Source organism: Arthrobacter sp. MYb214 (genome assembly GCF_002979865.1).
GTDB lineage: Bacteria > Actinomycetota > Actinomycetes > Actinomycetales > Micrococcaceae > Glutamicibacter.
In genome coordinates, this window is record NZ_PCPZ01000001.1 from 1,013,165 (window position 1) to 1,026,706 (window position 13,542).

At 63.7% G+C, this 13,542-nt stretch carries 12 protein-coding genes; 6 read left to right on the top strand and 6 right to left on the bottom strand.

From position 1 onward, the window contains the following. Positions 1-7: 7 nt before the first annotated feature. The 5 genes from hemC to hemE form a co-directional block, all read right to left on the bottom strand. The gene (hemC, locus tag CQ012_RS04650) at positions 8-982 is read right to left on the bottom strand and encodes a hydroxymethylbilane synthase (RefSeq protein WP_105657512.1); all 975 of its coding nucleotides are present in this window, start codon (positions 980-982) and stop codon (positions 8-10) included. Beyond that, positions 979-2,184 (bottom strand): ferrochelatase, encoded by a 1,206-nt coding sequence (locus tag CQ012_RS04655; RefSeq protein WP_105657513.1) that lies wholly within the window; start codon positions 2,182-2,184, stop codon positions 979-981. Before CQ012_RS04655 ends, hemC begins: the two co-directional genes overlap by 4 nt. Beyond that, positions 2,181-2,867: a hydrogen peroxide-dependent heme synthase gene (hemQ, locus tag CQ012_RS04660; protein WP_105657676.1), complete on the bottom strand. Its 687-nt coding sequence runs from the start codon at positions 2,865-2,867 to the stop codon at positions 2,181-2,183. Before hemQ ends, CQ012_RS04655 begins: the two co-directional genes overlap by 4 nt. Before the next feature lie 92 nt (positions 2,868-2,959). Next, entirely contained in the window at positions 2,960-4,552 is a 1,593-nt protein-coding gene (gene hemG, locus CQ012_RS04665) for a protoporphyrinogen oxidase (protein ID WP_181149013.1), read from the bottom strand. 106 nt (positions 4,553-4,658) lie between these two features. Then, positions 4,659-5,714 (bottom strand): uroporphyrinogen decarboxylase, encoded by a 1,056-nt coding sequence (gene hemE, locus CQ012_RS04670; protein WP_105657515.1) that lies wholly within the window; start codon positions 5,712-5,714, stop codon positions 4,659-4,661. 148 nt (positions 5,715-5,862) lie between these two features. Here hemE and CQ012_RS04675 point away from each other — a divergent pair, with 148 nt between their 5' ends. The 6 genes from CQ012_RS04675 to CQ012_RS04700 all read left to right on the top strand — a co-directional run bounded on the left by CQ012_RS04675 (position 5,863) and on the right by CQ012_RS04700 (position 12,650). Then, a complete protein-coding gene (locus tag CQ012_RS04675; RefSeq protein ID WP_105657516.1) occupies positions 5,863-7,182 on the top strand; it encodes a glutamyl-tRNA reductase in 1,320 nt (439 codons plus the stop codon). 138 nt (positions 7,183-7,320) lie between these two features. Continuing rightward, positions 7,321-7,944 (top strand): TetR/AcrR family transcriptional regulator, encoded by a 624-nt coding sequence (locus tag CQ012_RS04680; protein WP_105657677.1) that lies wholly within the window; start codon positions 7,321-7,323, stop codon positions 7,942-7,944. A gap of 64 nt (positions 7,945-8,008) precedes the next feature. Further along, positions 8,009-8,230 (top strand): DUF3107 domain-containing protein, encoded by a 222-nt coding sequence (locus CQ012_RS04685; protein WP_105657517.1) that lies wholly within the window; start codon positions 8,009-8,011, stop codon positions 8,228-8,230. A gap of 121 nt (positions 8,231-8,351) precedes the next feature. Then, complete coding sequence (locus CQ012_RS04690; RefSeq protein WP_105661511.1) at positions 8,352-9,797, top strand: RNB domain-containing ribonuclease; 1,446 nt, start codon at positions 8,352-8,354, stop codon at positions 9,795-9,797. Positions 9,798-10,061: 264 nt separating this feature from the next. Beyond that, entirely contained in the window at positions 10,062-11,687 is a 1,626-nt protein-coding gene (locus CQ012_RS04695) for a DEAD/DEAH box helicase (RefSeq protein WP_105657519.1), read from the top strand. A gap of 78 nt (positions 11,688-11,765) precedes the next feature. Beyond that, positions 11,766-12,650 carry a DNA-methyltransferase gene (locus CQ012_RS04700; protein ID WP_105657678.1) on the top strand — a complete coding sequence of 295 codons (885 nt, stop codon included), beginning with the start codon at positions 11,766-11,768 and terminating at the stop codon, positions 12,648-12,650. On the opposite strand, the gene CQ012_RS04705 is transcribed toward CQ012_RS04700, so the two are convergent. Next, positions 12,635-13,480, bottom strand: coding sequence for a PHP domain-containing protein (locus CQ012_RS04705; RefSeq protein ID WP_105661512.1), 846 nt, complete (start codon positions 13,478-13,480; stop codon positions 12,635-12,637). The two genes, CQ012_RS04700 and CQ012_RS04705, sit on opposite strands and share 16 nt — an antisense overlap. Positions 13,481-13,542: the final 62 nt, after the last annotated feature.

The window sequence follows — 13,542 nt, forward strand, 5'->3', positions numbered from 1 at the left end:
TCCGGAACTAGGCCAGCCCGGCAACTACGGCAGCGCCATCAGCGATCATCGACTGCGCCAGCGAACGGCCCAGCTGCTGTGCTGCATCCGCCGTGCTGCAGGAGATCCGCGCACTGCGGCGCATGGTCTGCGAGCCATCGGGGTTGCAGGCGACCGCATCGAGGACCAGCTCATCGCCCTCGATATGGGCCAAGGCGCCAATCGGGGCAGCACAGCCGGCTTCCAATTCGGAGAGCAGCGCACGTTCGGCCTCCACCTGCATGCGGGTAGCGGCATCATCGAACTGCGCCAGAGCCGCATCCAATGCGCCGTGGCCGGTGCCCGCGGTACGGGTTTCCAGCGCCAAGGCGCCCTGGCCCGGGGCGGGCAGCATGATGGAGGGATCCAGGTACTCGGTGATGTGCTTGTCCAAGCCCAGGCGGCGCATCCCGGCAGCTGCCAGGATCACCGCGTCCAGGTCACCCTGGGTGCCGCGGCCCACGCTGCCATCATCCAGCGTCTTCCCGACACCCTTGACCCGGCCCAAGCGGGTGGGGACGTTGCCGCGGATATCGACAATCTCGAAGTCGCTGCGGTAGGCCAGCAGCTGGGCTGCACGGCGCGGCGAACCGGTACCGATCTTCGCACCCTGGGGCAGCTGGTCCAAGCCCAGCGAGTCGCGCGAGCACAGGGCATCGCGGACATCCTCGCGCGGCGGGATCGAGGCCAGGACCAGGCCCTCGGGCTGCGCAGTGGGCAGGTCCTTGAGCGAGTGCACGGCCAGGTCGCAGCCGGAATCGAGCAGGTGCTGGCGCAGCGCGGCGGCGAAGACGCCGGTGCCTCCGAGGGTGGCCAGCGAGCCGGTCACCACATCGCCTTCGGTCTTGACCAGCACGGTCTGCGCGGCCAACCCGGAAATCCCGGCCAGCTTCTGCGCGGCCCATCCGGTCTGGGTGGTCGCCAGCGCGCTGCCGCGCGTTCCTACGCGAAATGCTTCGGTCATGGCTGGGGTACACCAACTTCTGAATCGACTGCGCCGATGGTCGGGCGCAAGGTTCCGTCCAGGGCGCGCTTCTCGCAGCAGCCCGGACGGCAGACATCAAACCATGGGCCGCATTCGAGAACCGAGGTGCGGCCGGCGCGCAGGGCCTTGCCATCGGGGCCGGCCAGGCGTTCTTCGACCAAGTCCACCAGTCCGGAGATGAACGCCTGGTGGGTGCCCGGGGTGGCGACGCGGTCAAAGGCCAGGCCCAGTTGGGCGCAGCTGTCCTTGGCTTCGGTATCCAGATCCCACATGACTTCCATGTGGTCCGAGATGAAGCCGATGGGCACGACCACGACGCCGGCGACACCGGCTGCGGCATCCTCTTCCAGCGCGTCGTTGATATCCGGTTCCAGCCATGGCACATGCGGTGCCCCGGAGCGGGACTGGTAGACCAGGCTGTGGTCCAGGCCCTTGGCCTCCTCCACCTGGGACAGGATGTAGTTGGCCACCGCCTGGTGCTGGCTGGTGTAGAGATTCCCGTAGCCTGCGGCCCGGATACCTTCGGGTCCTGCGGCCTCGGCGTCGGCCATCGGAATGGAGTGTGTGACGAAGACGATCTTGATCGCCCCGTCTTCCTTGCCCGCTTCGGCCAGCTGCGCACGCACATTGGCCAGCGAGGAACGCAAGGACTGCGCAAAGGGCGTCACGAAGGCAGGAGTGTCGAAGAACTGGCGCAGCTTGTCCACTTCCACCACACCGTCCAGCCCGGTGTTGACTAGGCCCATGCCCGCATCCTCGCGGTACTGGCGGCAGGCCGAGTAGCCGGAGTAGGCGCCGGTGCCCATAAGCAGCACCTTGCGGTGGCCGTCGGCAGCCAGCTGCTTGAGGGTGTCGTCGATAAACGGGTGCCAGTTGCGGTTGCCCCAGTAGATGGGCAGGTCGATGCCGCGGGTAGCCAGCTCTGCCTCCAGCGCGGCCTTCAGTGCACGGTTCTGCGCGTTGATTGGCGAGACGCCGCCGTTCTTGCGGTAGTGCACCGCAACTTCTTCCAGGCGCTCGTCAGGGATGCCGCGGCCCTCGGTGACCTTGCGCAGGAACGGGATGACATCATCCTGCCCTTCCGGTCCGCCGAAGGATGCCAGCAAGATGGCATCGTAGGACTTGGGAATCATCTGGCCGTTGCGGTCATATCCCTCGCGGGGGTCAAAGGCCTGGCTCACTTCAGTACCTCTAGCGCTTCAGCTGCCGAGATGCGGCGGCCGGTGTAGAACGGAGTCTCCTCACGCACATGGTGGCGGGCTTCGGTGTAGCGCAGGTGGCGCATCATGTCGACGAGATCGATCATGTCGTCGGCTTCGAGGCAGATCTGCCATTCGTAGTCGCCGAAGGAGAAGGCCGCTACGGTGTTGGCCAGCACGTTCGGGAATTCGCGGCCCAGGATGCCGTGGTCGCGCAGCATCTTGCCGCGGGCCGCCGGATCCAGGGTGTACCACTCGGTGGAGCGGACGAATGGGTAAACGGTCATCCATTCCTTCGGATCCAGGCCGCGCGCGAACGCTGGCGAGTGGTCCTTGGCGAATTCCGCTTCACGGTGCACGGCCATGGTGGAGTAAACGATTTCGGTGCCGGCCAGCAGGGCCGAACGGCGGATCTTGCGCATCGATGCCTGCAGCAGCTGGGCCGATGGCCCGTGCACCCAGAACATCACGTCAGCGTCCTCGCGCATGGCCGAAACGTCGTAGATGCCGCGCACGGTGGCGCCTTCGGCGGCCAGCTCGGCGACCAGCGCATCGAATTCAGCGGCAGCAGCCTCGGAACGCTCGACAATTTCCGAACGCTTGAAAATGGTCCAGAGAGTGTAGAAGAACGTCGGGTTTTCTCCTGCATTTTCGCGTTCACGAATTACTGGGGAATTATGCTCCGGTGCGTTGCTCACTTGATATTCTCCTTGATCTGGTTTCGGACAAAAGTCCAGGATAGTTGGCCCGGGTGCGGTTAGCGGGCGCTGATCGCGACGGCACTGCGGGCTTGGGCGATAACTCGCGCCAGTCCGGTGCCGGCAATCCATGCGCCAACCACATCGAGCCCTTCGAAGCCCGACAGGCTGCGCTGCAGTTGCGCGCGGCGCGCGGTAGCGGCCTGGCCCTGCAGCGGAACCATGTCGCTGAAGCGTGAAACGGTGCTGCCCAAGACATCATCAAGATGCAATTGAACACCGAGAATCTTTGAAGCATCTTTGATTGCCTGGTCGATGAGAGCTGAATCATCTCCGGATTCGACAAGTTGCTCATGTTCGCCGATTCGTCCAAAGGACAGGCGCAGTATGTGGGTGCCAGGGCCGGCCTCTGCGGCGAGCCAGGGCCACTTGGCCGTGGAATGGGTCAGCGCCTTGGCCGTCAGCGGGGCGTTCCTGGAGACCAGCACACCCGATCCGCGCGGGGCATCATCGAGTTCCGGCTTATCGACCACCAGGATCGCCAAGGCAATGGCATTGGCACCGCTTTCGCCGGCGATCCGCTCTTCTGGTGCCAGCAGGGGGTTCAGCAGGTCCAGTGCCGGCTCGGCCGGCGTCGCGAGAACTACCCGGTCAGCGAGCAGTTCATGGCCCAAGGTCGTGACTGCATACGGAGTTGGCGACTGCGCATCGTGGCGCAAGGAGGTCACCGGCGAATTGCGCACCAGCGCAACGCCAGCCTGCTCCAGCTGGGACACCAGGGCTTCGACCATGCTGTACATGCCGCCGTTGAGGCCAGCCACACGGGAACCAGCCGGAGCCGAAGCCTGCAGCCGGGTGACGGCGCGGGCCAGCGAACCGGTCTCCTGCATGGCTTGGCGCAGGCCAGGCGCGGCGGCGTCAATGGAAATCTTGGCAGGGTCGGTGGAATAGACGCCGTTGATGACCGGGGCCACCAGCTGGTCCAGTACCGCCTGTCCCATGCGGGAACGGACCACTTCAGCGATGGTCAGGTTCTCCGTGGCCCACTTCTTGTTCATTGGCGTGATCAGATCCGCTGCGGCACGCACGGTGGCCGGTCGGCCAATGATGCCGCGCACCTCGTCGGTGCGCACATTGCCCGGGATGCCCAGCATTGCGGTGGCAGGCATCTGGTGAGCATGAATTTCCTGCTCTTCCCCCTGGATGAGCCAGGCCCGCTCTCCGGAGGTCCTGGCGATCTGCCCGCCTAGATCCAGCTCGTCGAGGTAGGAGGAAACAATGCCGCCACGCAGGGCGAAGGATTCCGCGCCAGCATCAATCTCCATGCCGGCAACTTCGGTGGTGCGCACGCAGCCACCGAAGTTCGCGGTTGCTTCCAGCACGGTCACTTCGTGTCCGGTCTGGCGAAGTTCACGGGCAGCGACCAGGCCGGCGATGCCGCCACCGATCACCACCGCATGCGGGGCCAATGGCTTCTGGGCCTGATCGGCCGATTCGCTCTTCGCTAGGCGTGCTTCGCTGGCGCTGCGCACCTTTTCCAGCAGGCGCAAGGCATGCGCTGCGGCATCGTTGGCAATATCGCGTCGCGGTTTGGACGCCCCGGTGGCTTCAGCTGAATCCCCTGCGCGCAGATTGCGCTGTTCCTTGCTCACGTGCCTAGCACCTTCTACCTTCACAATATGCCGATGCCCTGTTCCCTGCCCATGGCCTCGAGGGCCAGTTGGAACACAGCGTTAAACCTAGCTTAGACCTGTTGAATTACAGCGAGTGAATGAGCTCCACCACACGGGTCAACACGGTTGGGTCGGTGGTTGGCGGAACGCCATGGCCCAGGTTCACCACATGTCCGCGGGCCTTCTTGCCTGCTGCAACCACTTCGCGCACGTGCGCCTCGAGGACTTCCCACGGGGCATCGAGCAACGCCGGGTCGATGTTGCCCTGGACCGAAACGTCCTGGCCCAAGCGTTCAATCGCGGTTTCCAGCGGGATGCGGTAATCCACGCCCACGGTATCCACGCCAGCATCGCGCATGGCGGTGAGCAGTTCGCCGGTGCCGGTTCCGAAGTGGATCAACGGCACGCCCAGGTCGCGGACGTAGTCCAGGGACTTCACCGAGTACGGGGCGACGTGCTTCTGGTAGTCCGGAAGCGAGAGCGAACCAGCCCAGGAGTCGAAGAGCTGCGCGGCCGAGGCGCCGGCTTCAACCTGCGCCCGCAGGAACTTGCCCGAGGCGTCGGCAGCCCAGGTCATCAGTCCGTCCCAGACGTCCGGGTCGGTGTGCATCATGGTGCGCGGGCCCAGGTGGTCGCGGCTTGGCTTGCCCTCGACCATGTAGGCGGCCACGGTGAATGGCGCACCGGCGAAACCGATCAGCGGGGTCTTGCCCAGCTCGGCCACGGTCAAGCGCACGGCTTCGCGGATGGGTTCCAGCGACTCGTCCGTCAGCTCCGGAAGGGCAGCTACCTGTTCCCTGGTGCGAATCGGGGTGTCCAGCACCGGGCCAACGCCTGGCACGATGTCCACGCCAATGCCTGCAAGGCGCAGCGGGATGACGATGTCCGAGAAGAAGATGCCGGCGTCCACCTTGTGGCGGCGCACCGGCTGCAAGGTGATCTCGCTGGCCATGGCAGGGTCAAGGCAGGAGTCGAGCATGCTCACCCCTTCACGCAGCTTCAGGTATTCAGGCAGCGAACGGCCAGCCTGGCGCATGAACCACACCGGGTGATGCGACGGCTTCTTGCCGGTCAAAGCTTGGATCAAAGCGGAATCTTGGGTACGTCCATCAATCAACGGATGGTTCTGCGACAGGGTCATGCCCCAATTCTGCCAACTCTTCAGATTAAAAGCCCATTTACTGCGTTCGCCCGCAGGGGAAGGTGAGCAAACTAACCCCTTGGAACCATGCGGATTTAGGCACACCTGCGTTGTCTGCCGGTATTTTCCGGCCTATTCTGGGGTCACTGTGGTTTTCTTATCTCTTGTCGCATCGCATTCCCAGCTCGATCTGGAGACCGTCGCACAAATCAGTGCTTCGGCCGACGGGCTGGCAGCTGCCTCCGTTAACGGTTCGGCGGCTATCAATGGCGCCGTCGTGCTGGCCACCTGCAACCGCTTCGAAGTCTACGCAGACGTGGACCACGTGGAGGACGCAGCAGAACATCTGGTCAACGAGCTGGCAGCAAGCACCGACCTCTCCCCCGAATTCCTGGCCCGCCGTCTCACCACGCTGGAAGGCGACCCGGTAGTTGAGCACCTCTTCTCCGTAGGCGCCGGACTGGACTCGGCCGTTGTCGGCGAACGCGAAATCGCTGGCCAGGTGCGTCGAGCACTGACCCAGGCGCAGCAAGAGAAGACCACAACCAGCAACCTCACCCGCCTGTTCCAGAACGCCACCCGCGCGGCTAAGGATGTCGGTTCGAATACCGACCTTGGCACCCAGGGCAAGTCCGTGGTTTCGGTGGCCCTCGATCTGGCCGAAGAACTGGCCACTGAAGGCCGCGACTGGTCCGAGCAGGATGTTGTGCTCTTTGGCACCGGTTCCTACGCTGGCGCCACCATGGCGTTGCTCAAGGAACGCGGCGTCCAGCGCATTTCGGTTTACTCGCATTCCGGGCGCGCCGCAGATTTCACCGCGAAGCGCGGCGGTTTCCCGCTCAGCGACGAATTGCTGCCGCAGGCCCTGCGCGAAGCTGACATCATCGTTGGCTGCTCCGGCGGCGGTCACCAGTTGGCCCGTGCAGAGCTTGAAGCGCTGCGCGTGAAGAAGCACCCGCTGATCGCCATCGACATGGCGCTCACCCACGACTTCGATCCGACCATGGTCGAACTGCCCGATGTTGAACTGATTACCTTGGAATCGGTGCGCATGGCCGCCCCGACCGAGCAGGCCATGGCCGTTCACGCGGCTAGCCGCATCGTCAAGAACGCCACCGCAGAATTTGCCGCCGCTCAGCGTGAACGCGAGGCCGACTTCGCGATTGTCGCGCTGCGCCAGCACACCAAAGCCGTTCTGGATGCCGAGATCGCGAAGGTCCGTGCCCAGCACGGCTGCAGCGCCGCAGCCGAGGAAGTCGAGCTGGCCATGCGCCGCATGGTGCGCCAGCTTTTGCATGTGCCTACCGTGCGTGCCCGCGAACTGGCAGGCGAAGGCCGCACCGGCGAATACGTCTCGGCCCTGGAAACCCTCTACGGCTTGGAACTCTCGCAGCCGGAGCCCGGGAAATCGGAGACTACGCAGGCCCTGGGCAACTGTCCAGCCGCCCCGGAAGCCAAATCAGCGTAGAAAACCTGATTTCCCCCAGCATATTTCCACTTTCCGCACAGAAGCATGGAATACTACTTCCAAGTAGATTATCCACCCGAGAATTCCTTTGATGACTTGGGAGCTGATCACTCTGCAGCTGGAAAGGCCCCATTCGACATGACGGAACTCGAAAATATCAAAGGCACCCGCCCGCAACGGATGCCCCGTGAAGCGCGTCGTCGCCAGCTGCTGCAGGCAGCGCACCAGGTTTTCGTGGCCCATGGGTACCATGGTGCGTCCATGGACGAAATCGCTGAAGTCGCCCTGGTTTCCAAACCGGTGCTCTACCAGCATTTCCCCGGCAAACGCGAACTCTACCTCGCCTTGCTGGATTCGCACCTGGCCGACTTCAGCCGTCAGCTGGATGAAGCGATCCGCTCCACCAGCGACAATCGCGAGCGCGTCTTCGCCACCATCAACACCTACTACAGCTACATCAAGGGCGAATCCCAGGCGTACCGCCTGATCTTCGAATCCGATGTGCTCTCGGACCCGCTGATCGCCCATCGCATCGAGCAGTTCAACAGTTCGCTGGCTTCCTCCATCGCCCGCGTCGTGGTCGAAGATACCGACATGAGCGAGGAGGAAGGCCTGCTGGCAGGCCGTGCCCTGGCAGGCCTCTCCCAGGTTTCGGCGCGTTACTGGGCCACCAGCAGCTCCTCGGTGGACCAGAATGCCGCCGTGGATCTCATCTCCCGTTTAGCTTGGCGCGGAATTTCGCAGTTCCCGAAAGAAAACTAGCTAAATTAGTGTTCAGAGGCCCCATACGGGACACCTATTTCGTTCGAGAGGATCTGCGACAATCATGGAAATCCGCATTGGCATTCAGAATGTAGCCCGCGAAGTTGTACTTGAATCCGAGCTCAGCAACGCCGAAGTCAATGAGCTGGTCTCGAAGGCGATCGCCGACGGCACCGTTCTGGCACTGAAGGATCCAAAGGGCCGCGAGGTCCTGGTGCCTGCTGCTGGCATCGCTTACGTTGAGGTTGGCCCGGAAGAAGTCCGCCGCGTCGGCTTCGCACAGTAGAGCTTGTTGCGCGCCGAGGCATCGCCTTGGCAGCTGGTGGCCGGTTTCGCTTAGAAGCGAAACCGGCTATTTCTTCGCCCAAATGGTGATTTGACTCACCGAGTCATGGTATTGCTAAGGGGTGACTGAACGAAGAATCCGCAGCCCCCGCCCGGTTCCCGCCAACTCGCTGGCCCAGCTACTGCTCGGCCTTGAAGCAGAGTTCGAGGTACCGGCACCCTTCGACGAGCAAACCCTGAAAGCCGCGGAACTGGCGGTAGCCCAGGTCCAGCACCCCGAAGAAGACGCCACCGGCATCCCGTTCTTCACCATTGACCCGCTCGGCGCCACCGATCTCGACCAGGCGATGTTCCTTGAACGAAACGGCCAGGGCTATACCGTGCACTATGCGATCGCGGACGTTCCCGCGTTCGTGACCTTGGGCAGCCAGCTGGACCAGGTGGCCCGCCAACGCGGTCAGACCTATTACCTGCCGCACCGCAAGATCACCTTGCACCCGCCCCTGATTTCCGAAGACCAGGGCTCGCTGCTGCCAGACCAGGACCGGCCGGCCTTCCACTGGAAAATTTCCCTGGATGCCGATGGCGCCCTGGGCGAGGTCCAGCTGAACCGCGCGCGCATCCGTTCCCGCGCCCAGCTCGACTACGCCTCCGCCCAGGCCCGGCTGGATTCGGGGGAACCCGATGAGCAGCTGGAATTGCTCGCCGAAATCGGTGCTGCGCGCCTGCTGCAGGAGCAACTGCGCGGCGGCGCCTCATTGAACCTGCCGGACCAGGAAATTGAAGAAGCAGGCGACGGCTACAAGCTGGTCAGCCGCACCCCGCTGCCCCTGGAAGGGCACAACGCGCAGATTTCCCTGCTCACCGGCATAGCCGCAGCCCGCATCATGCTCGAGGCCGGTGTGGGCATCCTGCGCACCATGCCCGCACCGGATGAAGCGGACCAGCAGGAATTCCGCACCCAGACCCAGTTGCTGGGCACGCCGTGGGACGCAACGCAAAGCTATGGGCAGTACCTGCATGCATTGGATGTCAGCGACCCGAAGCAACTGGTGATCATGCATCGTGCCGCTGCGCTGTTCCGCGGTGCGGACTATCGGGTCATAGCCGGGCAGCCCGAAGAGGAACTGATCCAAGCGGCACTGGCGGCACCCTACGCGCACACCACCGCGCCGCTGCGCCGGCTCGTGGACCGCTTCGTGCTGCTCACCTGCCACCTGCTTTCCACCGGCCAACCGATCCCCGAGCAGCTCGCCTCGGCCCTGGAAGAGCTGCCCGGGCTGATGCGTACCAGCAGCATTGCCGCCAACCGGGTGAACAATGCTGCCGTCGACCTGCTCGAAGCCTATGTGCTCAAAACACGTGTCGGGGGAGAATTCCAAGCCATCGTGCTGAAGTCAGCCGAGCAAAAGGAAGATGGAAAGATTCGTCCCGGAGTGCTGCAGCTGGCCGATGAACCGGTCACCGGAGAGTTTTCCGGTTCCGCCCAGCCGGGCGCCTTGGTGCGCGTAAAGCTGGTCCAAGCTGATCCCGTGGCCCGCAAGATCAGCTTCGAAATCGTGGCCTGAGACTCCTAAACCCGGGTTTCCGGGCAAAACCGGCTATGCTTGGCCTATTAGTAAATAGGATGCCCGATCGCAATGGGCTGATAGATGAAACAGTTTTATGGCGTCTTCCCAGCGGCCGCCATCCCGCAGGTGCTTGACCAAGCCACCTAACGTGAAAGTAGCGATCGGCTCCGCTGGATTCGTGCGGTATCCGCATGCTCCTGGCTTGTTGCAAGCCGGAATGGAGCAGGTACCGTGCCCACATGAAACGAGAACAAAGACATCGTGACTGACACGACGCTTTCGGCCCCAGTGGCCGAACCACAAGACAATGAGCCAACCATCGCAGAGCCGATCAAGCAGAGCTTTGCCGATTTGAAGGTTCGCGAAGACATCGTTGCTTCGCTTTCGGAAGCCGGGATCGAGTACCCGTTCCCCATCCAGGCCCTGACCCTGCCAGTTGCCCTGGGCGGCAACGACATCATCGGCCAGGCCAAGACCGGCACCGGCAAGACCCTGGGCTTTGGCATCCCTGCCCTGCAGCGCGTGATCCGCGAAGGCGACAAGGGCTACGGGGATCTTGAATTCCCCGGTGCCCCGCAGGCACTGATCGTGGCCCCGACCCGCGAGCTGGCCATCCAGGTCGGCGCCGACCTGGCCCAGGCATCGAAGCACTCGAACATCTCGATCACCACCATCTACGGCGGCCGTCCCTACGAAGAGCAGATCAATGCCCTGAAGGCCGGCACCGACGTGATTGTCGGCACCCCGGGCCGCTTGATCGACCTGAACCGCCAGCGCGTGCTGAACCTCAAGCAGGTTCGCACCGTGGTACTGGACGAGGCCGACGAGATGCTGGACCTGGGCTTCCTGCCCGATGTCGAGCGCATTCTGGCCGCCTTGCCGCCGGTACGCCAGGCGATGCTGTTCTCGGCCACCATGCCCGGCGCCGTGATCACCATGGCCCGCCGCTACATGACCCGTCCCACCCACATCCGCGCCCAGGATCCCGGTGATGATGACTCGCTGACCAAGCGCAACATCCGCCAGCTGGTCTACCGCGCGCACAACATGGACAAGGACGAGATGGTGGCCCGCCTGCTGCAGGCAGAAGGCCGCGGCAAAACCATCATCTTCACCCAGACCAAGCGCTCGGCTGCCAAGCTGTCCGATGAGCTGGTGGACCGCGGCTTCAACGCCGGTTCGCTGCACGGCGATCTGGGCCAGGGCGCCCGCGAGCAGGCCTTGAAGGCCTTCCGCGCCGGCAAGGTCGACATCCTGGTAGCTACCGATGTCGCGGCCCGCGGCATCGACGTGGATGACGTCACCCACGTGGTCAACCTGCAGTGCCCGGATGATGAGAACACCTATCTGCACCGCGTAGGCCGTACCGGTCGTGCCGGCAACACCGGTATTGCGGTCACCTTCGTGGATTGGGATTCGGTGCCCCGCTGGTCGCTGATCAACAAGGCGCTGGGCCTGAACGTTCCCGAGCCGGTAGAGACCTACTCGTCCTCGCCGCATTTCTTCGCCGACTTGGGAATCCCCAAGGGCACCAAGGGCCGCTTGCAGCGTGCCAAGAAGACCGCGGCAGCTGAGGGCGATGGCTCGCCACGCCGCGAGGATTCGGCGCGCACCCCGCGCCGCCGCAGCAATTCGCGTACCCGCACCCGCACCGTGAACGGCGAGCAGACCCAGCAGCGCGGTGCGCAGGACTCCGGCGCCGAACAGGAGGGCGCACGCCACGGCCACTCCAAGGGCAAACAGGACCGTCCGGCACGCGAAAACGAGCGCCACCGCGAAACCCATGCTTCCGGCGGGGAGCAGGAGGCGACCGAGGGCGCATCCGCTGCCCGCCGACGCCGTCCGCGCCGTCGCACCCGCAGCACCGAAGCAGGCGGCCAGGACTAATCCCCAGTCCAACCGGTCAGCCAACTTTTCCGAAAGGAACCCACACCAGCGGTGCTCGCTCTACCCGAAGAACCAGCTTTGCCCGACGCTGGAACGCAGGATGCCCCGGCGTCCGTCGTTCCAGCCTCGGGTAATACCGTGTATCACGGTGATAACCTCTCCATCCTTGGCACCCTGCCCGATCAAAGCTTCACCTTGATCTATGTGGACCCGCCGTTCAACACCGGGCGCAAGCAGACCCGTGCCCAGCGCACCATGGTTCGCGCTGCCGAAGGCGAAGGCGACCGCACCGGATTCAAGGGACGCGAGTACAACACCGAGCTGGGGATCGCCCGTTCGTATCACGATACCTTCGACGACTACCTCAGCTTCATCGAGCCGCGGCTACGCGAGGCCCACCGCCTGCTGGCCGAGGACGGCACGCTCTATGTGCACCTCGATTACCGCGAGGTGCACTACGTGAAGGTGCTGCTCGATGGGATTTTCGGCCGGGACTGCTTCCTGAACGAACTGATCTGGGCCTACGACTATGGTGCCCGCGCCAAGAGCCGCTGGCCGGCCAAGCACGACACCATCCTGGTCTACGTGAAGGATCCGAAGAAGTACCACTTCGATTCGGCCGAGGTGGACCGCGAGCCGTATATGGCTCCCGGCCTGGTCACCCCGGAGAAGCGCGCCCTGGGCAAGTTGCCGACCGATGTCTGGTGGCACACCATCGTCTCGCCGACCGGCAAGGAAAAGACCGGCTACCCGACGCAGAAGCCCGAAGGCGTGCTGCGCCGGATTGTGGCCGCGTCGTCGCGCCCCGGCGATTGGGTGCTGGACTTCTTTGCCGGCTCAGGCACCACCGGTGCGGTGTCCGCGAAGCTGGGACGCCAGTATGTGCTGATTGACCAGAACCCCGAGGCCATCGAGGTGATGAAGGCTCGTTTGCCTGGAAGCACCAGCTATATCGAGGCCTGAGTTCCGTTCCCCTGGGCAATAATCCTATGCAGCATTTCCGGCTCGGTGAGATTCTCGCCGAGCCGGTTCAGCTTTCCGGTGCCGTGGTAGTCGGAGGATCCGGTGACAATCAGATCGCGATCTGCGGCCAGCTGGAGCAACCAGGCCTTTCCCTCGGCGGTATTGTCCCGGTGGTGCACTTCGACCCCCGCTAGCCCGGCATCGATCATCTCGTAGAAGGTGGAATCGGGAACTACCCGTCCGCGTGCAGAGGCCTTGGGATGCGCGAACACCGGAACGCCACCGGCTTCCCGCACCAATTGCACCGCAGTGGCAGGATTCACCGCTGGATGCGAAACGTAGTAGCGCGAACGCGAGGAGAGGATGTTGGCGAACGCTTCATTGCGGTTATCCACCACCCCCGCGGTCACCAGCGCATCGGCAATATGCGGGCGGCCCACGGTTGAACCCGGCAGGCAATGCTCCCCCACCAGATCCCAGCTGATCGGATAGTCCTCGGCCAGCAGGTCGACAATGCGGCGGGCACGAACGATCCGCGAGTTCAGCGCAATATCCAGCTCATCGAGCAGCGGCTGGTAGGTGGGGTCATGCAGGTAGCTGAGCAGATGCACGCTGATGCCGTGGGTATCCTGGCAGGTGATCTCCATGCCCGGTATGAATCCCAGTCCCAGCTTCCCGGCTTGCGCCGCGGCTTCGGCCCAACCGGTGGTCTGGTCATGATCTGTCAACGCCACGACATCCAGGCCCGCAACCGAAGCGGCGCGCATGAGCTCGGCCGGAGTTTCAGTTCCGTCGGACACATTGGAGTGGGTGTGCAGGTCGATTCGCATATGCCTAGGTTATCCCCTGCGCTGATTCTTTGCTGGGATACAGCTGATGGTGACACACTTGG